We start from the raw sequence: 21,312 nt of genomic DNA, 5'->3' as shown, positions 1-21,312 counted from the left end.
CAGACAACGGAAATCAGAGGCTAGCCTCGTCGCCGGCGGCCAGCCCAAGGAGCAGCACACGCGTAAAGCTCCGGACCCACTCCTCGTCGACCGGCTCCGCGCTGACCACGCAGCGGTGGACGACCGCGCCCGCGACCATGTCGAAGATGAGGTCGACCGTGCGCGCCGCCTCCCGCGGATCGGTCTCGGGCGCCAGCTCGCCACGGGTCTGGGCCCGGGCCCGCCCCGCCAGCACCAGCCGCTTCTGGCGGTCGACGATCGACGCGCGGATCCGTGCGCGCAGCGCGTCGTCGCGGGTCGATTCGGCGAGTACCGCCATCAGGCCGCTCTTCGCCTCGGGGCGGGCCAGGATCACCGCGAACTGCAGGACCACGCCTTCGATATCGGCGGCGAGGCTGCCGCGGTCGGGGAGTTCGAGTTCGTCGAAGAGCTCGGCGACCGCGTCGACCACGAGCTCGTTCTTGCCCGCCCAGCGGCGATACAGCGTCGTCTTCGCAACCCCGGCCCGCGTGGCCACGTCTCCCAGGGTGAGCTTCGACCAGCCCAGCTCCACCAGGGCCTCCCGCGTGGCCGCGAGGATCGCGGTGTCCGCGGCGGCGCTGCGCGGGCGTCCTGTGGCGCGTGGGGCGGAAGTGGGGCTCTGCATCCCCTGACCATAACCGGCGGTTCCTGTGAGGCCGTGAGGGAGATCACCGGGGCGGAGTACCGCGGAGGCACTCGGTGCCATTACGCTACGGGTCGTAGCGAAACCATGGGTGCAGGGTGGGGACCCGGCGCCGAAACGGACACTGCACGACCGGCTTTCTCAACGCTTTTCACACACGCGCGAGAACGGGGGAGGATAGGCGTATGCAGCCACGGAACATGTCCATGAGCGGAGTCGTCGACCTCGCCGCGGTGAAGGCGGCCCAGGAGGCCAAGGCGAAGGCGGAGCAGGCGCGCGCCGAAGCGGCCCGGCAGGGCGGCGGGGGAGGAGCCGTCTCCCCGGCCGACCTCGTCATCGATGTCGACGAGGCCGGATTCGAGCGCGATGTCCTCCAGCGGTCCACCGAAGTACCCGTCGTCATCGACTTCTGGGCCGAGTGGTGTGAGCCCTGCAAGCAGCTGAGCCCGGTCCTGGAGCGGCTGGCCGTCGAGTACAACGGGCGCTTCGTCCTTGCCAAGATCGACGTCGACGCCAATCAGATGCTGATGCAGCAGTTCGGGATCCAGGGGATTCCCGCTGTCTTCGCCGTGGTGGCGGGACAGGCGCTGCCGCTCTTCCAGGGGGCCGCCGGCGAGGCGCAGATCCGGCAGACGCTCGATCAGCTCGTCCAGGTCGCCGAGCAGCGGTTCGGCCTCACCGGCCTGGCCGTCGACCCGGAGGCCGACCCCGGCGCCGCCGAACAGCAGCAGGCTCCCGCGGTACCGGCGGGGCCGTACGACGCCCTACTGGAAGCCGCCGTACAGGCCCTGGACGCGGGCGACTTGGGCGGTGCCGTTCAGGCGTACAAGAACGTGCTGAGCGACGACCCGGGCAACATGGAGGCCAAACTCGGCCTCGCCCAGGCCGAGTTGCTCCAGCGGGTGCAGGGGCTCGACCCGGCGCAGGTGCGCAAGGAGGCCGCCGACAAGTCGGGTGATGTGCAGGCGCAGGTCGCCGCCGCCGACCTGGATCTGGTGGGCGGACATGTCGAGGACGCGTTCGGACGGCTCATCGACACCGTGCAGCGCACGGCGGGCGAGGAGCGGGAGGGCGTACGGGTGCGGCTGCTCGAACTCTTCGAGGTGGTCGGCGCCGAGGATCCGCGAGTTGTAGCGGCGCGCAGGGCGCTGGCGCGTGCCCTGTTCTGACCGGGGTGGGGGCCCGGTTCTGACCAGTCGCTAAACGCCGGGGCGTGTGATGCCCGAGTGAAAGATTGGCCGACAGGGGGCCAGTGCGGCCGCGCTTTACCAAATCTTGGTAATCGCGGCCGCTGTTACTGCGAGTAAGTCAGAGCCGTTGATCTGTCGGAATCTGTCCAATGATCAACGGCTTTGTCCACCCCCCAGGAGCCACCCAGCGTTGCCGCTCGAGACCCGAGGGTCGTTGTTCGGTTATCCGGCCGTTACTAGTGAGTAACGAACCCCCTTGTGCGGGCGGCGAGAATGCACCACGATCGGCGACGCTCGGTCCATTCCCGTACCCCGACAGCCGGTTGGGTCGACGGGAGTCAAGGGTCCCCACCGAGTAGAGCCGGCGGCAGTGGCGCCGGCTCTTGGGCAGGGGGGTCTTCGCTTACCGGCGAAGCCTGTCCAGCAAGGTTGTGCGTGATGCGTGTCAGGCGCGACCAGTGGTTGTCGCTCGGGGGTGATCGCCGGTGATCGAGGCGCGTTTCGCGCTTCCGGGCGCGGGCGCTCCCCTTCCCGAGGACGTAGCACTTCTCCCATCCCTGCCCGGCTGAGCCGTCGACTCGACAGGGGCAGCCAGGGCCAGGAGATGTACGTCCGAGAAGGAGGAAATATGGAGTCCCAGGTGCGTGGCGGGACCAGATGGAAGCGGTTCGCTGTGGTCATGGTGCCCAGCGTCGCCGCCACGGCGTGTATAGGTATCGCTCTCGCGCAGGGCGCCCTTGCCGCGTCGTTCAGCGTGTCGGGGCAGTCGTTCAAGGTCACGGCCGACAAGCTCGTCGGTACGGGCTTCTCCCAGTACGGGGCCATTGACTCGGGGTACACCCTCGACGGCAAGAAGACGGCTCACCCCGTCGCGGTCTCGGCCTTCAAGAACGCCTCGATCACGAACATGTGCCAGTCCGTGGTCACGCCGAACATCCCGCTGCTCGGTTCCGTCAGCCTGACGCTGAAGGCGGGCGGCGGCGGTACGCCGGTTCAGGCCGAGAACCTGTACATCGACGTCGAAGATCTCGAGGCGAACGCCGTCTTCGAGAACATCGACATCGGCGTTGCCGCCAAGGACGCCAACAAGGGTCCTGGCATGAAGAGCAACGAGACCTCGAACCCGTTCGGGTTCGCGCAGCAGGCCGATCGGGCCACGCTGACCGATGTGAAGCAGACGGCGTGGGCGACCACCGCCGGAACCTTCAAGCTCAGCGGCCTGAAGATGTCGCTGTCGACGGGTGTCAAGGAGTGCTACTAAGCACTCCATGACGGGCGGGGGAGCCGGTGGCGCCCCCGCCCGTCACCGTAGAAGCGGAATCTTCACACCCAGTACAACTCACCACCACAGCAAAGCCGCACCAGGGAGCTGTTTTCCATGAGCGCCGAGACTCCTGCCGCTACCGGCCAGTTCAGCCGCCGGAGGCTGCAGTTCCGCGCCTGGCGGGGCACCCGGCCGTTCTGGGCCGGGCTGTTCGTCCTCCTCGGCGGAATCCCCATCGCTTACTTCCCGTACGCCAATCTGAAGATCGGGCACCTGACGCTGGCGATGGCGACCACCGCGGGCGCCGGGTCCCTGATCATCGGCGTGCTGCTCGTCGTGCTCGGCATCAGCCTCTGGTTTCAGAAGCACGTACGCACCTTCGCGGGCGTAGCGGCGATCCTGCTGGCCCTGGTCTCCATCCCGGTGTCCAACATTGGTGGCTTCCTCATCGGCTTCCTGCTGGCGATGATCGGCGGCGCGATGGCAGTGGCCTGGGTGCCGGGTGAGCCGCCGGCGCCGGAGGCGGAGGAGACCGGGAAGGGCAAGGGCGACGCGCCCGAGGGCCTGACCGGTCCGAGCGCCGATCCGCTGGGTGAGCCGATCGATCTGTCAGGAACGAGCCCGGCGAACGGGGCGAACGGGAGGCACAGTGCCGGCTGACGAGGTGACCCACGGGACTGAGGTGGACAAGTCCCGTGTGAGAACCGGGCCGCGCCATGCGGCACCCAAGAAGCCGCTGTTCACCAGGTTCCAGATGCCGGCCGGGAAGGCGATAGCCCTGGCGGCGATGCCGACGGCGGTCCTCATGGGGATGGGGTTCACACCGAAGCTGGCCCTCGCCGAGGACCGGCCGACATCCAAGAGCCTGACGGCGGACGAGTACAAGGAATGTGTCGCGGCCCTCGAGGACGAGGCGTCGGCGAGCGCGAGCCCGTCACCGTCCGCCTCGGCGAGCGAGTCCGAGAAGACGGAGCCGTCGCCGTCGGAGTCCTCGACCGGGGACACCGGGACTTCGGACTCCACCGAGGGCAACTCCTCGGAGGGCAACTCCTCGGGCGGCAAGGACTCTTCGTCGGATTCAGGTTCCGACGACGAGCCCACGCCGACGCCGTCGGCCACCGCCAGCGGCTCGGGCGGCCCGGAGTCGGGCGGCGACGCCGCCACGCCGAGCCCCTCGCCGTCGGAAAGCGGCGGCGGCCTGCTGGAGGACATCGGCGACGCGATCTCCGACATCTTCACCGGCGGTCAGGGCGCGTCGGCGAGCGCGAGCCCGTCGCCGTCGGCCACCCCGTCGGCGTCGGCCTCCGAGAGCGCGAAGTCCTCGTCGTCCGACGCCGTCAAGGAGGCCACCGAGAAGGTCACCGACACGGTCGAGGACACCGCGAAGGACACGACCGACACGGCGTCCAAGGCGGCCGAGGAGAAGCAGGAGGCGGTCAAGGAGGCGGCCGAGGCGGCCGAGCAGGCCACCGAGTCGGCCACCCCGAGCCCGTCCGCGAGCGCCACCACGGACGCCGACGGCTGTCCGGTCGCCACGGACGAGGAGGGCGGCGTCGACAACACGGTGCCGCTGCCCGACGACCCCTGGTTCCTGGACGCCAGCTCGCTGCTGCTGAAGGGCGCCGACTATCAGGGCATAGTCGAGGTGAGGACCGCGAACGGCACCAAGAAGAAGGTGCTGAAGTACGTCATCTCCGACGGCACCGACATCGGCGATCTGCACCAGACGGTCAAGGACAAGCAGTCCGGCAAGACCTACCACGTGCAGGCGGGCGCGGGCACGACGTCCACGATCCGCAACGGCAAGACGATCATGTACACGGAGTCCATCTCCGGGAACCTGTTCGGCCTGATCCCGATCACGTTCGACCCGAAGCACCCGCCGCCGCTGAACATCCCGCTGATCTACTTCACCAAGGTGAAGGTCCAGCAGGCCGGCCAGTTCGGCGGCGACCTGACCGTCCCCGGGCTGCACAGCTGGCAGGACTGAACGCCGGGACCGGCCGAAGCGCCACCCTCTCGAGTCCTCTCCGGGAGCCGCAAAAGGCTGTGCCCCCGCCGGGTTTCGACCCGACGGGGGCACAGTCCTGTTGACCGCTCACAAGGGAGAGATGGTTGAGAACTCAGCTGAAGCTGACCCGCGACGGCGACGCGTTCGTCGCCCGGCTCACGCCCCGTCAGGTGGCGGCGATGTACGAGGCGCTGAGTCACCTGAGCGGGCACGACTACGGTGACACGGAGCTGACCCTGTTGGTCGGCGCGGGCCGGGAGCCGGTCGAGGCCCTCGTGGCACGCCTGGCCGGACGGCACACGGAGTCACGCGACTTCCGCCTCACCATCGAGGAACTCCACATGGTGCACAGCGCGTTGACCGCCGCGCCCACCATGTTCCTCGAGCGCGGTGGCCTCTTCGCGGAGGAGCCGTTCAACATCCGCCTGGGCTTCTACCGGGAGAACTTCTACGCCCTGGCGTCTGCCGTCCAGCGGGCGGTGGCCGAGGCGTGACACCCGGCGGAAGCCACGAGGGCGCCCCCTGCCCCAGGAGGCGCCCTCACCGCCGTACAAGCCCCTTGCAGGGCGCCTGCGTTACTTCGCCTCGCCGCCCAAGTGATGGACCCGCACCATGTTCGTGGTCCCCGGCACCCCAGGAGGTGAGCCGGCCGTGATGATGAGGGTGTCGCCGGCGTTGAAGCGACCCAGCTTGAGGACTTCGCCGTCGACCAGGTCGACCATCTCGTCGGTGCTGTTGACGAAGGGGACGACGTGGGATTCGACGCCCCAGCTGAGGGTGAGTTGGTTGCGGGTGGACTCGTCCGTCGTGAAGGCGAGGATCGGCTGGGAAGCCCGGTAGCGGCACAGGCGGCGGGCCGTGTCGCCGGACTTGGTGAAGGCGACCAGGCCCTTGCCGCCGAGGAAGTCGGCGATCTCGCAGGCGGCGCGGGCGACCGAACCGCCCTGCGTGCGCGGCTTCTTGCCGGGGACGAGCGGCTGGAGGCCCTTCGACATCAGCTCCTGCTCGGCCGCGACGACGATCTTCGACATCGTCTTGACCGTCTCGATCGGGTAGGCGCCGACCGAGGACTCGGCGGACAGCATCACCGCGTCCGCGCCGTCCAGGATCGCGTTGGCCACGTCGGAGGCCTCGGCGCGGGTCGGGCGGGAGTTGGTGATCATCGACTCCATCATCTGGGTCGCCACGATCACCGGCTTGGCGTTGCGCCGGCACAGCTCGATCAGGCGCTTCTGCACCATCGGGACCTTCTCGAGCGGATACTCGACGGCCAGGTCACCGCGGGCCACCATGACGGCGTCGAACGCCATCACGACGCCCTCCATGTTCTCCACCGCCTGCGGCTTCTCCACCTTGGCGATGACGGGGACCCGGCGGCCCTCCTCGTCCATCACCTTGTGGACGTCCTCGACGTCCTTGGCATCCCGCACGAAGGACAGGGCGACCATGTCGCAGCCCATGCGGAGGGCGAAGCGGAGGTCCTCGACGTCCTTGTCGGACAGCGCCGGGACGTTGACGGCCGCGCCGGGCAGGTTGATGCCCTTGTGGTCGGAGACGACACCGCCCTCGATGACGATCGTCTTGACCCGCTGGCCCTCGACGTCCAGCACCTTCAGCTCGACGTTGCCGTCGTTGATCAGGACCTGGTCGCCGCGGGAGACGTCACCGGGCAGGCCCTTGTAGGTCGTCCCGCAGATCTGCTTGTCGCCCGGGACGTCCTCGGTGGTGATGACGAACTCGTCACCGCGCTCCAGCTCCACCGGGCCCTCGGCGAAGGTCTCCAGCCGGATCTTGGGGCCCTGCAGGTCGGCGAGGACGCCGATCGCGCGGCCGGTCTCCTTGGACGCGGCGCGGACACGGTCGTACCGCCCCTGATGCTCGGCGTGTGTGCCGTGGCTGAAGTTGAAGCGGGCCACATTCATGCCGGCTTCGATCAGCGCGACGAGTTGCTCGTGGGAGTCGACCGCGGGGCCGAGAGTACAGACGATTTTCGAACGGCGCATGGGGGCGATCCTATCGGTTTGTTTCGCTGCGGAATATTCCGTCTGGCGGAAAATACAAAGGGGCGGGATGCCGCTCAGGTGAGATTCCGAGAACCATTCACGAGCGCATACGTCTGTGTCGCAATCTCCAGTTCCTCATCGGTCGGCACCACGGCGACGGCGACCCGCGCGGACTCCGGCGAGATCAGCCGCGGCTCGTCACTCCGTACGGCGTTCAGTTCGCTGTCGACGGCCAGGCCCAGCGCCTCCAGGCCCGCCACGGCAGCTTCCCGCACCGGGCTCGCGTTTTCCCCGACTCCCGCTGTGAAGGCGACCGCGTCCACCCGTCCGAGTACGGCGTAATAGGCGCCGATGTACTTCTTCAGCCGGTGAATGTAGATGTCGAAGGCCAGTTTCGCCTGTTCGTCACCTTCGTCGATCCGGCGGCGGATCTCCCGCATGTCGTTGTCCCCGCACAGACCGATCAGCCCACTCTTCTTGTTGAGAAGAGTGTCGATCTCGTCCGTGGACATTCCGCCAACGCGCATCAAATGGAAGATGACGGCAGGATCCATGTCCCCGGACCGCGTACCCATCACCAGCCCCTCCAAAGGCGTCAGCCCCATGGAGGTGTCGACACATCGACCGCCCTCGACCGCCGAGGCGGACGCCCCGTTTCCGAGGTGCAGGACGATCACATTGACCTCGGAAGGGTCCTTGCCCAGCAGTTGCGCGGTCGCCCGGGAGACGTACGCGTGCGACGTCCCGTGGAAGCCGTACCGGCGGATCCGGTGCTCGTCGGCGGTCTTCACGTCGATCGCGTAGCGCGCCGCCGACTCCGGCATCGTGGTGTGGAACGCGGTGTCGAAGACGGCGATCTGGGGCAGGTCGGGGCGCAGCGCCTGGGCGGTGCGGATGCCGGTGAGGTTGGCGGGGTTGTGCAGCGGGGCGACCGGGATCAGCCGCTCGATCTCGGCGAGGACGGCGTCGTCGATCACGGTCGGCTCGGTGAAGAGCTTCCCGCCGTGCACCACCCGGTGGCCGATCGCGGCCAGCTCCGGTGAGTCCAGGCCGAGCCCGTCCCTCGTCAGTTCTTCCGATACGGCCTTCAGCGCGGCCTCGTGGTCGGCCATCGGGCCGGTCCACTCACGGGACTCGCCGGTCGCCAGAGGGGTGTGCTTGAGCCGCGAGGTCTCCTCACCGATCCGCTCGACCAGGCCCACCGCCAGCCGGCTGCCGTCGCGCATGTCGAGCAGTTGGTACTTCACCGACGAGGAGCCGGAGTTGAGGACGAGGACACGGGACGAGCTCACTGTGCGGTTGCCTTCTCGCTGGGGGTCTGGGCCTGGATCGCCGTGATGGCGACGGTGTTGACGATGTCCTGGACGAGGGCACCGCGGGAGAGGTCGTTGACCGGCTTGCGCAGACCCTGGAGGACCGGGCCGACAGCGATCGCGCCGGCCGAACGCTGCACGGCCTTGTAGGTGTTGTTGCCGGTGTTCAGGTCCGGGAAGATCAACACGCTTGCCTGGCCCGCGACTTCGGACTCCGGCAGCTTGGTGCGGGCGACGGTCGGCTCCACGGCGGCGTCGTACTGGATCGGCCCCTCGATCTTCAGGTCGGGCCTGCGCTGCCGTACCAGCTCGGTCGCCTCGCGCACCTTGTCGACGTCGGCGCCCGAGCCGGACGTACCGGTCGAGTACGACAGCATCGCGATCCGCGGCTCCACGCCGAACTGCTGGGCGGTCGCGGCGGACTGGATGGCGATGTCGGCGAGCTGCTCGGCGTTCGGGTCGGGGTTGACCGCGCAGTCGCCGTAGACGAGCACCTTGTCGGCGAGGCACATGAAGAAGACGGAGGACACGATGGAGGCGTCCGGCTTGGTCTTGATGATCTCGAAGCCGGGGCGGATCGTGGCCGCGGTGGAGTGGACCGACCCGGACACCATGCCGTCGGCCAGGCCCTCCTGCACCATCAGGGTGCCGAAGTAGTTCACGTCGGAGACCACGTCGTACGCCAGCTCCACCGTCACGCCCTTGTGGGCGCGCAGGGCCGCGTACTGCTCGGCGAAGCCGTCGCGCAGCTCGCTGGTGGCCGGGTCGATCAGCTGGGAGTCGCCGAGGTCGATGCCGAGGTCGGCGGCCTTCTTGCGGATCTGGTCGACCGGGCCGAGGAGGGTGAGGTCGCAGACGCCGCGGCGCAGCAGGACCTCGGCGGCGTGCAGGACGCGGGGCTCGGTGCCCTCCGGGAGGACGACCCGGCGCATGTCGGAGCGGGCCTGTTCGAGGAGCTTGTGCTCGAACATCATCGGGGTGACGCGGTCGCTGCTGGGGGCGCTGACCCGCTTCAGCAGCTCGCCGGTGTCGGCGTACCGCTCGAACAGGCCGAGCGCGGTCTCCGCCTTGCGCGGGGTGGCCGCGTTCAACTTGCCCTCCAGGCCGGAGAGTTCGGCAGCGGTCGGGAAGCTGTTGCCGGAGACCGAGAGGACCGGGGTGCCGGGGGCGAGACGGGCGGCGAGGGTGAGGATCTCGTCGCTGGGCACCTCGTTGAGCGTCAGCAGTACGCCGGCTATCGGCGGGGTGCCGGCGCTGTGCGCGGCGAGCGAGCCGACGACCAGGTCGGCGCGGTCGCCCGGCGTGACGACCAGGCAGCCCGGGGTCAGGGCGCTCAGGAAGTTGGGCAGCATCGCGCCGCCGAAGACGAAGTCGAGCGCGTCACGGGCGAGCCCGGAGTCGTCGCCGAGCACCACCTTGGCGCCGAGAGCGTGGCTGATCTGGGCGACGGTGGGCGCGGAGAGGGCGGGCTCGTCCGGCACGACGTAGCAGGGCACCGGCAGCCGGTCGGTGAGCCGTTCGGCGATGCGGTCGCGGTCCTCGCGGGCGACCCGGTTGGTGACCATGGCGAGGACGTCGCAGCCGAGGCCGTCGTAGGCGCGGTAGGCGTTGCGGGTCTCGGCGAGCACGGACTCGGCACTCTGCCCCCGGCCGCCGACCACCGGGATCACGGACGCGCCGAACTCGTTCGCCAGCCGGGCGTTGAGGGACAGCTCGTCCGGGAACTGGGTGTCGGCGTAGTCGGTGCCGAGGACGAGGACGACGTCATAGTCACGGGCGACGAGATGGAAGCGGTCGACGAGGGTGGAGACCAGTTCGTCCGCGCCCTGCTCGGCCTGGAGTGCGGACGCCTCGTGATAGTCCATGCCGTAGACCGTCGCCGGGTCCTGCGAGAGCCGGTACCGGGCGCGCAGCAGCTCGAACAACCGGTCGGGTCCGTCGTGGACGAGGGGGCGGAAGACGCCCACCCGGTCGACCTGCCGGGTCAGCAGTTCCATGACCCCCAGCTCGACCACCTGGCGGCCGTCGCCGCGGTCGATACCGGTCACGTACACGCTGCGCGTCACGCGTGCTCTCCGTTTCATCTGCTGGGGTGTGTTTGGCATGTTTTATGGCTCACAAAAATCGCCCACCGGGGTGAGCAGAACCCTCTTGACAATACCCTTGCCGGTGGATAAGGCGCCCGTCAGCTGTGGAGAAGTCATGTCCCCCTGGGCGACGTGAAACAATCGGACTGGCTCACCGGTGTCAACAGCGAGCAGGAGACACAGCACGATGCGTATCGGAGTTCTCACCGCAGGCGGCGACTGCCCCGGCCTGAACGCCGTGATCCGGTCGGTCGTGCACCGAGCGGTCGCGCACTACGGCGACGAGGTGATCGGCTTCGAGGACGGGTACGCGGGTCTGCTCGACGGCCGCTACCGCAACCTCGACCTTGACGACGTCAGCGGCATCCTCGCCCGCGGTGGCACCATCCTCGGCTCCTCCCGCCTCCAGCGCGACCGGCTGCGCGAGGCCTGTGAGGGGGCCGAGGACGAGATGCGCGAGTTCGGCATCGACGCGCTCATCCCGATCGGCGGCGAGGGCACGCTGACGGCGGCGCGCATGCTGTCGGACGTGGGCCTGCCGGTCGTCGGCGTACCGAAGACGATCGACAACGACATCTCGTCCACGGACCGCACCTTCGGCTTCGACACCGCGGTCGGCGTGGCCACGGAGGCGATGGACCGCCTCAAGACCACGGCCGAGTCCCACCAGCGCGTCATGGTCGTCGAGGTCATGGGCCGCCACGCCGGCTGGATCGCGCTGGAGTCCGGCATGGCCGCCGGCGCCCACGGCATCTGCCTGCCCGAGCGGGCCTTCGACCCGGGCGACCTGGTCAAGATGGTCGAGGAGCGCTTCGCCCGCGGGAAGAAGTTCGCGGTCCTGTGCGTGGCCGAGGGCGCCCACCCCGCCGAGGGCAGCATGGACTACGGGCACGGCGAGATCGACCAGTTCGGACACGAGCGCTTCCAGGGCATCGGCACGGCACTGGCGTACGAGCTGGAGAGGCGGCTCGGCAAGGAGGCCAAGCCGGTCATTCTCGGCCACGTCCAGCGCGGTGGCACACCGACGGCGTACGACAGGGTGCTCGCCACCCGCTTCGGCTGGCACGCGGTGGAGGCCGCGCACCGGGGCGAGTTCGGCAAGATGACCGCGCTGCGCGGCACGGACATCATGATGGTGCCGCTGGCGGAAGCGGTGACCGAGCTGAAGACAGTGCCGAAGGACCGTATGGACGAGGCGGAGTCGGTGTTCTAGACACCAGGAGTTTTAGGCACCAGGAGTTCTAGACACCGGGAGAACGGTCGCTGACCCTGGTCCAGAAGAGGTCCAGGATCCGGTCGAGGAACTCGCGGCCGGACCGGTCCGAGCCGTCGCTGCCGCCGCCCCAGCTGAGCGTGGCGACCATCCGCCCCTGATAGTCGTCGTACAGCTCCTGGAGCGTGACCTCCAGGAGCCGCCGGTCCAGGGGCAGCAGCTTCGCGACCGGCCGGACGTACGCCTGCCAGCGTGTCGTCACCGCGCTGCGCAGCAGCTCGGCCAGCTTCGGGTCGCGGCCGGTGACGGTGGCGAAGTCGGGGATCGACAGGTCGAGCAGGGCGGCGAGGACGGCGGCCTGGCGGTCGGTGCCGCGCCAGTCGCCGGTCTCCTCCATCCGGAGATACGCCGCGAGTTCAAGGCCGAGGGTACGGGCGACATCGTCGGGCGCGAGGCCACGGGCGATGCGGTGCTCGCGCAGGGTCCGCGGCTGCCCGATCAGCTCACCCTGCGAGCACCACAACACGCCGGCGAGCGAGGTGAGTTCGGAGCTGGTGGGGGTGAGGGCGCCGCGTTCCCAGGCGATGACGAGATCCGGGGTGGCGTACGGCATGCCGTACGAGGCCCGCAGGTCGCGGGCGACATGTTCGGGGCCCATGCCGAGGGCGGCACGGAGTCTTTGGGCGGCGGGGGCGTTGAAGGGAGGACCGGGCTGGTTCGGCAGAGCTCGGGGTCGGCGCACGGGCCACAAGCTAGGGGCGCTGCGGTGCGGTGACTACGGTCTGTTCGGCCAGTATCACGGATTGTAGGAACGTACGGTTTCGGTCAGGTGTCCGAAACTGTTGGTGTGGCTGAAGGATGCCCCGTGAGGTGCCGGTACGGTCCTCCGGCCGCCCGGGATGCGGGCGGCCGCCTTGCGAAGGGCAAGGTAGAGGGGCATATGCGCGCGTGCGTGCCGGTGCCGTCCGTCCGGTACTCCGGGACGGCGGGCCGGGTGGCTCGGTTCCCATGCGCCGCACGGTTCGCACATCTGTCGGGCACATGCGGGGAGAAAGCCCGCGGCGCAAATCGCACCCCTCACCCCTTGACCGCCCCGCCCAGCGCGAACCCGCCCCCCAGCCGCCGGGCGACCAGTACGTACAGCAGGATCACCGGCGTCGAGTAGACGATCGAGAACGCCGCCAGTTGCCCGTACACCACCGTCCCCCGGTTCCCGAAGAACTCGTTGATGCTCACCGCCGCCGGCATCTGGTCCGGCGTGAGCAGCAGCATGAACGGGACGAAGAAGTTCCCCCACATCATCACGAACGAGAACACGGTCACCACCGCCACCCCGGGACCCATCAGCGGCAGCACGATCCGGATCAGCGACTGGAAGGACGACGCCCCGTCCGTCCACGCGGCCTCCTCCAGTTCCTTCGGCACGCCGTCCATGAAGTTCTTCATCAGCCAGATGGCGAAGGGGAGTTGGGAAGCGGCGAAGAAGAAGATCGTGCCCTGCATGGTGTCGATCAGATCGACCTGCACGAACAGCGCGTACACCGGCACCATGATCGCCGTGATCGGCAGGCTCGTCGCGAAGAGGATCGTCAGCAGGAAGGGGCGGTTCAGGCGGGAGCGGAAGCGGGACAAGGGGTACGCCGCCAGGGCCGCGCAGACCACTGTCAGCAGGGTCGCGCCGCCGCACAGGATCAGGCTGTTCAGCAGCGGTGTGAAGGTGATGTCCTGGGTCAGGATCGCGTCGAAGTTGTCGAAGGTGAGGCCGTCGGGGGCCTTCACCTGAAGGTTCGCGTCCGGGTCCACGGCGGACAGGACCACCCAGGCCAGCGGCAGGCAGAAGGCCGCGGCGACCACCAGCAGACCCGCGTCGGCGGCCAGCTTGTGCCGCTTGCGGCGGGACGTGAGCGTGAGTGCCATGGCGTCAGACCTCCGTCCGCAGCAGGCGCATGTACACGAGGGAGAAGGCGGAGCCGACCAGCAGCAGGAGCAGGGCGACCGCGGTGCCGTAGCCGATCAGGCTGTTCTGGAAGGCCTGCTCGTACATGAACAGCGGCAGCGTCTGGCTCTTGCCGCCCGGCCCGCCCCGGGTCATCACCCAGATCAGGCCGAAGACGGACAGCGTCTGGAGGGTGTTGAGCATCAGGTTCGTGCCGATCGAACGGCGGATCATCGGCAGCGTGATGTGCCACATACGGCGCCAGCCGCTCGCCCCGTCCACCTCCGCGGCCTCGGTGATCTCCTTGGGGATCTCGTTCAGCGCCGCCGAGTAGACCAGCATCGAGAACGCCGTGCCGCGCCATACGTTGGCGAAGGACACCGCGAGGATCGGCAGCGTGAACAGCCAGTTCTGTGACGGGAGATGGAGCCAGTCCAGGATGGCGTTCAGCGTGCCCTCGCGGCGGAAGAACGCGTACAGCAGAAAGCCAGCGACCACCTCCGGCAGCACCCACGCCGTGATCACGATGCCGCCGACCAGCGTGCGGACGGGCTTGGAGGCGCGCTGCATCAGCGCCGCCAGCGCCAGCCCCAGCGTGTTCTGGCCGACCAGCGACGACAGGACCGTGAACACCAGCGTCAGCCATACGGCGTTCAGGAACGCCTCGTCCTGGAACGCCCTGCGGAAGTTCTCGAACCCGACGAACGACGACTCGGCCTGCCCGGTGAGCTGGAGGTCGGTGAAGGCGATGTAGGCGCAGTAGGCGATCGGGCCCGCGAGGAAGAGGATCAGCAGGACCAGGGCGGGGGAGACGGGGAGGGCGCGGGTCAGGGCCCGGCGGAGGTGGTTGCCCGGTGGCGCGGGGGGTGAACCCGTCGGGCCCGGAGGGGACTTGGCGGTCTCCGGGCCCGCGTGCGGTGCGGCGGCTGTCATGTACGGTCGCCGCCGTTCACTTCTCGACGACCTGGTCGTCGGTGGCCGTCTTGAGCGCCTCGTCGTACCCGCTCGCCGCCTCCTGAACCGACATGTCACCCGTCGTCACGCCCTCCATCGCCTCCTGGATGGCGGTGGACACCTGCGGATACGCCTTGAAGGCGGGCCGGTAGTGCGTGCTGGAGACGAGGTCGGTGAAGAACTTGATGCCGGGCTGCGCCTTGACGTACTCGGGGTCGGCGGCGACGTCCTTGCGTACGGCGATACCGGAGTTGGCGATGTACCACTTCTTGGCGTTCGCCTTGGTCTGCATCGTCTCGATGAACTTGAAGGCGAGATCGGGGTTGGCCGCCTTGTCCGGGATGGCCCAGGTCCAGCCGCCGGACATGCTGACCTTGCCGGGTGCCTGGCCGTTCTGCGTGGGCATGGCGGCGAGCCCGAGTTTCTCCGACCACTCGGGCCACTCGTGCCCGCTGCCCTCCAGCCAGTCCTGCGGAAGCCAGGAGCCGTCGAGGTTGATGCCGAGCTTGCCCTCGGGGAGCAGTTCGCCGCGGACGCGGGTGCCGAAGTTGGGGTCGAGGGCGTCGGCGACGTCCGGACCGAGCTTCTCCTTGTACACGGTCTCCACGAACGCCAGCGCGTCCTTGAAACCCTGGCTGCCCGCGATCCACTTCTTCGACGACTCGTCGTACAGCGGATCGGACGTGCCGTCGTTCGTGCCGTACAGCAGCATCTCGAAGCCCTGCATCGTCGCGGCCTCACCGACGGACTTGCCGGTGTAGACGTTGAGCGGGGTGACGCCGGGGACCTTCTCCTTGATGGTGCGGGCCGCTTCGAGGACGTCGTCCCAGTTCTTCGGCTGCCAGTTCGCGGGCAGGCCGGCCTTCGCGAAGATCGCCTTGTCGAACCAGAGCCCGCGGGTGTCGGTGCCGTCCGGGACGCCGTACGTCTTCCCGTCCTCGCCCTGGGCCGCGGCCTTCGCCGTGTCGATGAACTGGTTCCAGTCCGGCCACTTGGCGAGATAGTCGTTCAGGGGTTTCAGATACCCGCTTGTGATGTCGGAGTTGATGAGGAAGGTGTCCTCATAGACCAGGTCGGGGGCCGTCTTGGGGGAGCGGAGCATCTGCTGGACCTTGGTGTAGTACTCCGCGTCCGGGGCCTTGATCGGGACGAGCTCGACCTTCTTGCCGGGGTTCTCCTTCTCGAACTGCTTCTTGATGTCCGCGAGGAACGTGTCCAGCACCTTGATGCTGTTGTCCGTGGACTGCTTGAAGGACACCTGCACGGTGTCGGGGTCGCTGCCGGACCCGCCGCCGCAGGCGGTCAGGGCGGAGGCGGTGAGAACAAGGGCGGTGGTGAGCAGAGCGGCGGTGGGGCGCACGGCATGTCCTCCTACGGGCTCACTTCGTTGTGGCGCCGGGATGGCTGCCCGGTGAACGTAAGAGGAGTGGTCTAGTCAGGTCAATGACCGTGCAGCAGCTCTACTGGCCCTTCACCCAGCGGTACTGCAGCTCGGGTCGCCCCACGGTCCCGTACTGCGGGCTGCGGGCCGCTCGGCCCGCGTCCACCAGGTGTTCCAGATAGCGGCGGGCGGTGATGCGGGAGATGCCCACCGCCTCCGCGACGCCCGTCGCCGTCAGGCCGTCGGCGCAGTCGCGCAGGACCACCGAGACCCGCTCCAGTGTCGGGGCGCTCAACCCCTTCGGCAGGGCGGCCGGGCTCGGGGCGCGCAGGGTCGCCAGGGCGCGGTCGACCTCGTCCTGGCCGCTCGCCTCGCCCGCCGCCGCGTGGAACTCGGCGTATCTCACGAGCCGGTCCCGCAGCGTGGCGAAGGTGAAGGGCTTGAGGACGTACTGCACGACGCCCAGCGAGACGCCCTCGCGGACGACCGTCAGATCCCGTGCCGACGTCACCGCTATCACGTCCGCGTGATGGCCGGCCGCCCGCAGCGAGCGGGCCAGCTGCAGCCCGTGCACATCCGGCAGGTGCAGGTCGAGCAGCAGCAGATCCACCGGCATACGGTCCAGCGCGCGCCGCGCCTCCGCGCCGGTGTGCGCCTTGCCGACCGCGACGAAGCCGGGGACACGGCCGACGTACAGGACGTGCGCGTCGGCGGCGACCGGGTCGTCCTCCACGACCAGGACCCGGATGGGCTGCTGGGCCGCTGTCATCCGCCACCTCCGGTCACCGCACGCTCGGACACCGGGCTATTCAACGGCAACCGCACCTGGAACTCGGCGCCGCCCCCGGCCGCCTCCGTCACCGTCAGCTCTCCCTCGTGCCGGGTGACCGCCTGCCGTACCAGGGCCAGGCCGAGACCCCGCCCGCCCGGCCCCGCCGGCTTGGTCGAGAAGCCGCGCTGGAAGACCTCCTCCGCGTGCGCGGGGTCGACGCCCGCACCCGTGTCGGACACCCGCAGCACCAGCTCCGAGCCGCCCTCCGTGTACGCCGTCACCGTCACCCGCGCCCGCACGCTGCCCTGCGCCGCGTCCACCGCGTTGTCGATCAGGTTGCCCAGGATGGTCACCAGGTCCCGCGCGGGCAGGGACTCGGGGAGCAGCCCGTCGTCCATGCGGCTGTCCTCCGACACCACCAGCTCCACGCCCCGCTCGTTCGCCTGGGCCGTCTTGCCGAGCAGCAGCGCCGCGAGGACCGGCTCGCTCACCGCGGCCACCACCTGGTCGGTCAGCGCCTGCGCCAGCTCCAGCTCGGCCGTCGCGAAGTCCACGGCCTGCTGTGCGCGGCCCAGCTCGATCAGCGAGACCACCGTGTGGAGCCGGTTCGCCGCCTCGTGGGCCTGCGAGCGCAGCGCCTGGGTGAAGCCGCGCTCGGAGTTCAACTCGCCCATGAGGGACTGGAGTTCGGTGACGTCGCGCAAGGTCACCACGGTTCCGCGGCGCTCCCCGCCCGACACCGGTGAGGTGTTCACCACGAGCACCCGGTCCGCCGACAGATGCACCTCGTCCACCCGGGGCTCCGACGCGAGCAGCGCGCCGGTGAGCGGCGCGGGCAGCCCCAGCTCCGCGACCGAGCGGCCGATCACCTCCTCGCTCACCCCGAGCAGTTCCCGCGCCCCGTCGTTGATCAGCGCGACGCGGTACTGCCCGTCGAGCATCAGCAGACCTTCGCGTACGGCGTGCAGGGCGGCCTGGTGGTAGTCGTGCATGTTGCTCAGCTCGGCCGCGTTCATGCCGTGGGTGTGGCGGCGCAGCCGGGCATTGACGACGTACGTGCCGATCGCGCCCAGGGCGAGCGCGCCGGCCGCGACACCGATGAGCGCGGTCAGCTGGCCCTGGACCCGCTTGCTGATCGCCTCGACCTTGATGCCGGCGCTGACCAGGCCGACGACCTTCCCGCCGTCCCACACCGGGGTGACCGCCCGGACCGACGGGCCGAGCGTGCCCGTATAGGTCTCGGTGAAGGAACCGCCCTTCAGCGCGGGGCCGATGTGACCGAGGAACTGCTGACCGATCTGGTCCGGGTCGGGGTGGGTCCAGCGCTTGCCCCGCGGGTTCATGATCGTCACGAAGTCGACCTCGGCGTCCTTGATGACCTGCAGCGCGTACGGCTGGAGCCGCGCGCTGGGGTCGGGGGTGCGGATCGCCTCCCGCACGGAGGGGGAGTCGGCGACCGAGCGCGCTACCGCCATCGCCTGCCGCCCCGCCGCGGCCTCGGCCTGGCGGCCGTCACTGACGTACGTGAACAGCGCATACCCGAGGACCACGACCGTGAGCAGCACGGCCTGCACGGCGAAGAGCTGGCCGGCCAGGCTGCGGGGTATCGGGAGGCGCACGTGCATGTCGTCAGTGTGCCCCTCACGTTAAGCATGAACTAAATGAACGGAAGGGTGACCGCCCTCACAGGGCGGGAGATAGTCACGGCATCCCGGAAGCGAACGCTCCCGGGTGATCTCCCCACAACCCCCTTAAATCTCCGCAATCTCCCGGACGTGAGCCGCACGCCGGTGATGCCGACGACGACGTCAAGGAGGCCGCCGTGACCAGCGCAGCCGATACGGCACCTGCAGCACCCCGAGCCAAACGGGACCGGACCCACTACCTGTACATCGCGGTGATCGCCGCCGTAGCCGCAGGCATCACCGTCGGTCTGGTCGCCCCCGACTTCGCGGTCGAGCTGAAGCCGATCGGTACCGGCTTCGTGAACCTGATCAAGATGATGATCTCGCCGATCATCTTCTGCACCATCGTGCTGGGCATCGGCTCGGTACGGAAGGCCGCGAAGGTCGGCGCGGTGGGTGGCATCGCGCTCGCCTACTTCACCGTGATGTCGCTGGTCGCGCTCGGCATCGGCCTGGTCGTCGGCAACATCGTCGAGCCGGGCACGGGCCTCGCGGTGACCGAGGCGGTCAAGGAGACCGGACAGGCGCAGGTCACGGAGGCCAAGACCACCGAGGAGTTCCTGCTCGGGATCATCCCGACCACGATCGTCTCCGCGTTCACCGGCGGCGAGGTCCTGCAGACCCTCCTGGTCGCCCTCCTCGTCGGCTTCGCGCTGCAGGCCATGGGGGACACCGGCGCACCGATCCTGCGCGGCGTCGAGCACATCCAGCGCCTCGTCTTCCGCGTCCTCGCCATGGTGATGTGGGCCGCCCCGATCGGCGCCTTCGGTGCCATCGCCGCGGTCACCGGCTCCGCGGGTCTTGACGCGCTCAAGAGTCTCGCCGTGCTGATGCTCGGCTTCTACATCACCTGCTTCCTCTTCGTCTTCATCGTGCTCGCCGCGCTGCTGCGAGTGGTGGCGGGCATGAACATCCTGTCGCTCTTCAAGTACCTGGGCCGTGAGTTCCTGCTGATCCTGTCCACCTCCTCGTCCGAGTCCGCGCTGCCGCGGCTCATCGCGAAGATGGAGCACCTGGGTGTCAGCAAGCCGGTGGTCGGCATTACCGTCCCGACCGGCTACTCCTTCAACCTCGACGGCACCATGATCTACATGACGATGGCGTCCCTGTTCATCGCCGACGCCATGGGTACGCCGATGTCGGTCGGCGAGCAGATCCCGCTGCTGCTGTTCCTGCTGGTCGCCTCGAAGGGCGCGGCGGGCGTCACCGGCGCCGGTCTCGCCACCCTCGCGGGCGGACTCCAGTCCCACAAGCCCGCGCTGGTCGACGGCATCGGTCTCATCGTCGGCATCGACCGCTTCATGAGCGAGGCCCGCGCCCTCACGAACTTCGCGGGCAACGCGGTCGCCACTGTCCTGATCGGCACGTGGACCAAGGAGATCGACCGCGAGCGAGTGGACCAGGTCCTCGCCGGCCACGCCCCGTTCGACGAGCAGACCCTGCTGGACGACGGCCATGGCACACAGGCCGAGGTGCCCGAGCAGGGCGGCGAGAAGGAGCTGGCGAAGGCGTAGCAGCACCCCGAAGAAAGCCCCGAGCGGCCAGGCGCCCCCCGTAGCCTGGCCGCTCGGCCTGTTCGGTCAGCTGGGTGGTGATGACAGCCGCTGATGATCACGCCCATGGGTCCGTGATCTCCCGCAGCAGGGTCAGCGCCTCCCGCAGTTGCTTCATCCGCCGTTTGCCGAGGTGGGCCTCCCACTCCCCTTCCACCTCGGCGACCACGGCATCCGCGACCTCCTTGGCCGTCCACGCCTTCTCCGCCCCGCACACCAGTCGCGCCCGCTTGTCGGTCGGGTCAGGCACCCGCTTCACATAGCCGGCCTTCTCCAACTGGTCGACCAGGAAACCCGCCGTCTGCTTGGTGATCTGAGCCTGTTCGGCCAGCTCGGTCAGCCGGGTGCCGTTCGGGCCGATGCGCTGCATCACCCGGGCCTGGGCGGGCGTGAAGTCGTCGAAGCCGGCCTCGGCGAGTGCGGCGAAGACCCGGTTCTCCAGTGCCCGGTACGGGATGAACAGGAGAACGCCCGTGTTGATCTCGCTCTCCGGCGTCATGCTCCCGGCACTCCCTTCGCCTTGACATTGGTCAGAAGCTCTGACTACTTTAGTCAGAGAAGCTTACCATTTCAGTGGGCGGTGATTCCCATGGGTGTCGTGTTGGGCACGGACGAACTCTGGCAGGTCGTCGACCGTGAGCGGGCGAGTCTGGCGGATCTGTTGGAGGGTCTGAGCCCGGAGGAATGGGAGACGCCCACGAGGTGCGGTGATTGGCGAGTGCGGGATGTCGCCGCGCATCTGACCATCGCGGCACGCAGTACCTACCGATCGGTCCTGCGTGACTTCGTGCGCGCCGCCGGCAGCTTCGACCGGATGATCCATGACTCGGCGGTCCGCGAGGCCCAGAAGCCCGGCACGGCGATCGTCGCCGACCTTCGCTCGATCATCGGCTCCCGCCGCCTCGCGCCCACCACGACCCCCCGTGAGCCGCTGCTCGACATCCTCGTCCACGGCCAGGACATCGCCCTCGCGCTCGGCCGCCCACGCGACATGCCGCGGGAGGCCGCCCGCGACGCCGCAGAACGGGTGTGGACCATGCGCATGCCGCCCCGCCCCTGGCCGCTGCCGCGCGCCCGGCTCGTCGCCACCGACATCGAGTGGACGCGCGGGGAGGGGGAGGAGGTCCGCGGGCCGATCGCGGCCCTGCTGCTCCTGCTGACCGGACGCCCGGAGGCCGCCCGGGAGTGTCTCGAACGTACCGGTGCGCCTTTGTGGTCGACAGGGGAGTAGAGCGACCGGGCCCAACAGGACGGCGTACACGCGCTGTTGGTCACCGGTCAGGGCT

The 21,312-nt window shown here is 69.0% G+C and carries 19 protein-coding genes; 8 read left to right on the top strand and 11 right to left on the bottom strand.

Translation table 11 applies throughout. The features are described 5' to 3' along the window. Positions 1-13: 13 nt before the first annotated feature. Positions 14-646: a TetR/AcrR family transcriptional regulator gene (locus AB0I98_RS42745; protein ID WP_362951431.1), complete on the bottom strand. Its 633-nt coding sequence runs from the start codon at positions 644-646 to the stop codon at positions 14-16. Between the two features lie 203 nt (positions 647-849). Here AB0I98_RS42745 and AB0I98_RS42740 point away from each other — a divergent pair, with 203 nt between their 5' ends. From AB0I98_RS42740 to AB0I98_RS42720, 5 genes are all read left to right on the top strand, one after another. Further along, positions 850-1,833: a tetratricopeptide repeat protein gene (locus AB0I98_RS42740; RefSeq protein WP_362951430.1), complete on the top strand. Its 984-nt coding sequence runs from the start codon at positions 850-852 to the stop codon at positions 1,831-1,833. A 649-nt stretch (positions 1,834-2,482) separates the two neighbouring features. After that, positions 2,483-3,115 carry a DUF6230 family protein gene (locus AB0I98_RS42735; RefSeq protein WP_362951429.1) on the top strand — a complete coding sequence of 211 codons (633 nt, stop codon included), beginning with the start codon at positions 2,483-2,485 and terminating at the stop codon, positions 3,113-3,115. A gap of 117 nt (positions 3,116-3,232) precedes the next feature. Beyond that, positions 3,233-3,778 carry a DUF6114 domain-containing protein gene (locus AB0I98_RS42730; RefSeq protein ID WP_362951428.1) on the top strand — a complete coding sequence of 182 codons (546 nt, stop codon included), beginning with the start codon at positions 3,233-3,235 and terminating at the stop codon, positions 3,776-3,778. Further along, positions 3,768-5,108: a hypothetical protein gene (locus AB0I98_RS42725; protein WP_362951427.1), complete on the top strand. Its 1,341-nt coding sequence runs from the start codon at positions 3,768-3,770 to the stop codon at positions 5,106-5,108. Before AB0I98_RS42730 ends, AB0I98_RS42725 begins: the two co-directional genes overlap by 11 nt. Positions 5,109-5,233: 125 nt before the next feature. Continuing rightward, positions 5,234-5,623, top strand: a complete 390-nt coding sequence (locus AB0I98_RS42720; RefSeq protein WP_362951425.1) for a hypothetical protein — start codon at positions 5,234-5,236, stop codon at positions 5,621-5,623. An 81-nt stretch (positions 5,624-5,704) separates the two neighbouring features. On the opposite strand, the gene pyk is transcribed toward AB0I98_RS42720, so the two are convergent. The 3 genes from pyk to pta all read right to left on the bottom strand — a co-directional run bounded on the left by pyk (position 5,705) and on the right by pta (position 10,511). Further along, complete coding sequence (gene pyk, locus AB0I98_RS42715) at positions 5,705-7,132, bottom strand: pyruvate kinase (protein ID WP_362951422.1); 1,428 nt, start codon at positions 7,130-7,132, stop codon at positions 5,705-5,707. A gap of 74 nt (positions 7,133-7,206) precedes the next feature. Then, the gene (locus AB0I98_RS42710) at positions 7,207-8,424 is read right to left on the bottom strand and encodes an acetate kinase (RefSeq protein WP_362951420.1); all 1,218 of its coding nucleotides are present in this window, start codon (positions 8,422-8,424) and stop codon (positions 7,207-7,209) included. After that, positions 8,421-10,511, bottom strand: a complete 2,091-nt coding sequence (gene pta / locus AB0I98_RS42705; RefSeq protein ID WP_362951418.1) for a phosphate acetyltransferase — start codon at positions 10,509-10,511, stop codon at positions 8,421-8,423. Before pta ends, AB0I98_RS42710 begins: the two co-directional genes overlap by 4 nt. Before the next feature lie 208 nt (positions 10,512-10,719). On the opposite strand from pta, the gene AB0I98_RS42700 reads away from it, so the two are divergent. Beyond that, on the top strand, positions 10,720-11,745 hold the full coding sequence (locus AB0I98_RS42700) for an ATP-dependent 6-phosphofructokinase (protein WP_362951416.1): 1,026 nt from the start codon (positions 10,720-10,722) through the stop codon (positions 11,743-11,745). Between the two features lie 28 nt (positions 11,746-11,773). Here AB0I98_RS42700 and AB0I98_RS42695 read toward each other — a convergent pair whose 3' ends face one another. The 6 genes from AB0I98_RS42695 to AB0I98_RS42670 form a co-directional block, all read right to left on the bottom strand. Beyond that, complete coding sequence (locus AB0I98_RS42695) at positions 11,774-12,496, bottom strand: XRE family transcriptional regulator (RefSeq protein ID WP_362951414.1); 723 nt, start codon at positions 12,494-12,496, stop codon at positions 11,774-11,776. A gap of 326 nt (positions 12,497-12,822) precedes the next feature. Then, positions 12,823-13,662 carry a carbohydrate ABC transporter permease gene (locus AB0I98_RS42690; protein ID WP_362951412.1) on the bottom strand — a complete coding sequence of 280 codons (840 nt, stop codon included), beginning with the start codon at positions 13,660-13,662 and terminating at the stop codon, positions 12,823-12,825. 4 nt (positions 13,663-13,666) lie between these two features. Continuing rightward, positions 13,667-14,614: a sugar ABC transporter permease gene (locus AB0I98_RS42685; protein ID WP_362951410.1), complete on the bottom strand. Its 948-nt coding sequence runs from the start codon at positions 14,612-14,614 to the stop codon at positions 13,667-13,669. A 16-nt stretch (positions 14,615-14,630) separates the two neighbouring features. Beyond that, complete coding sequence (locus tag AB0I98_RS42680; protein ID WP_362951408.1) at positions 14,631-15,995, bottom strand: extracellular solute-binding protein; 1,365 nt, start codon at positions 15,993-15,995, stop codon at positions 14,631-14,633. 100 nt (positions 15,996-16,095) lie between these two features. Then, entirely contained in the window at positions 16,096-16,785 is a 690-nt protein-coding gene (locus tag AB0I98_RS42675) for a response regulator (RefSeq protein ID WP_362951406.1), read from the bottom strand. Next, positions 16,782-18,413, bottom strand: coding sequence for a sensor histidine kinase (locus tag AB0I98_RS42670; protein ID WP_362951404.1), 1,632 nt, complete (start codon positions 18,411-18,413; stop codon positions 16,782-16,784). The genes AB0I98_RS42675 and AB0I98_RS42670 overlap by 4 nt, the downstream gene beginning before the upstream one ends. A 197-nt stretch (positions 18,414-18,610) precedes the next feature. Here AB0I98_RS42670 and AB0I98_RS42665 point away from each other — a divergent pair, with 197 nt between their 5' ends. Beyond that, the gene (locus AB0I98_RS42665) at positions 18,611-19,987 is read left to right on the top strand and encodes a cation:dicarboxylase symporter family transporter (protein WP_362951402.1); all 1,377 of its coding nucleotides are present in this window, start codon (positions 18,611-18,613) and stop codon (positions 19,985-19,987) included. 97 nt (positions 19,988-20,084) lie between these two features. On the opposite strand, the gene AB0I98_RS42660 is transcribed toward AB0I98_RS42665, so the two are convergent. Beyond that, on the bottom strand, positions 20,085-20,525 hold the full coding sequence (locus tag AB0I98_RS42660) for a MarR family transcriptional regulator (RefSeq protein WP_362951400.1): 441 nt from the start codon (positions 20,523-20,525) through the stop codon (positions 20,085-20,087). 90 nt (positions 20,526-20,615) lie between these two features. Here AB0I98_RS42660 and AB0I98_RS42655 point away from each other — a divergent pair, with 90 nt between their 5' ends. After that, the gene (locus AB0I98_RS42655) at positions 20,616-21,257 is read left to right on the top strand and encodes a maleylpyruvate isomerase family mycothiol-dependent enzyme (RefSeq protein ID WP_362951397.1); all 642 of its coding nucleotides are present in this window, start codon (positions 20,616-20,618) and stop codon (positions 21,255-21,257) included. Positions 21,258-21,312 lie beyond the last annotated feature (55 nt).

This window comes from Streptomyces sp. NPDC050211, from assembly GCF_040656035.1.
In the GTDB taxonomy this organism is placed as follows: Bacteria; Actinomycetota; Actinomycetes; order Streptomycetales; family Streptomycetaceae; genus Streptomyces.
Note: the sequence above shows the minus strand (reverse complement) of the source record. Positions and strands in the feature narration are given on the sequence as shown.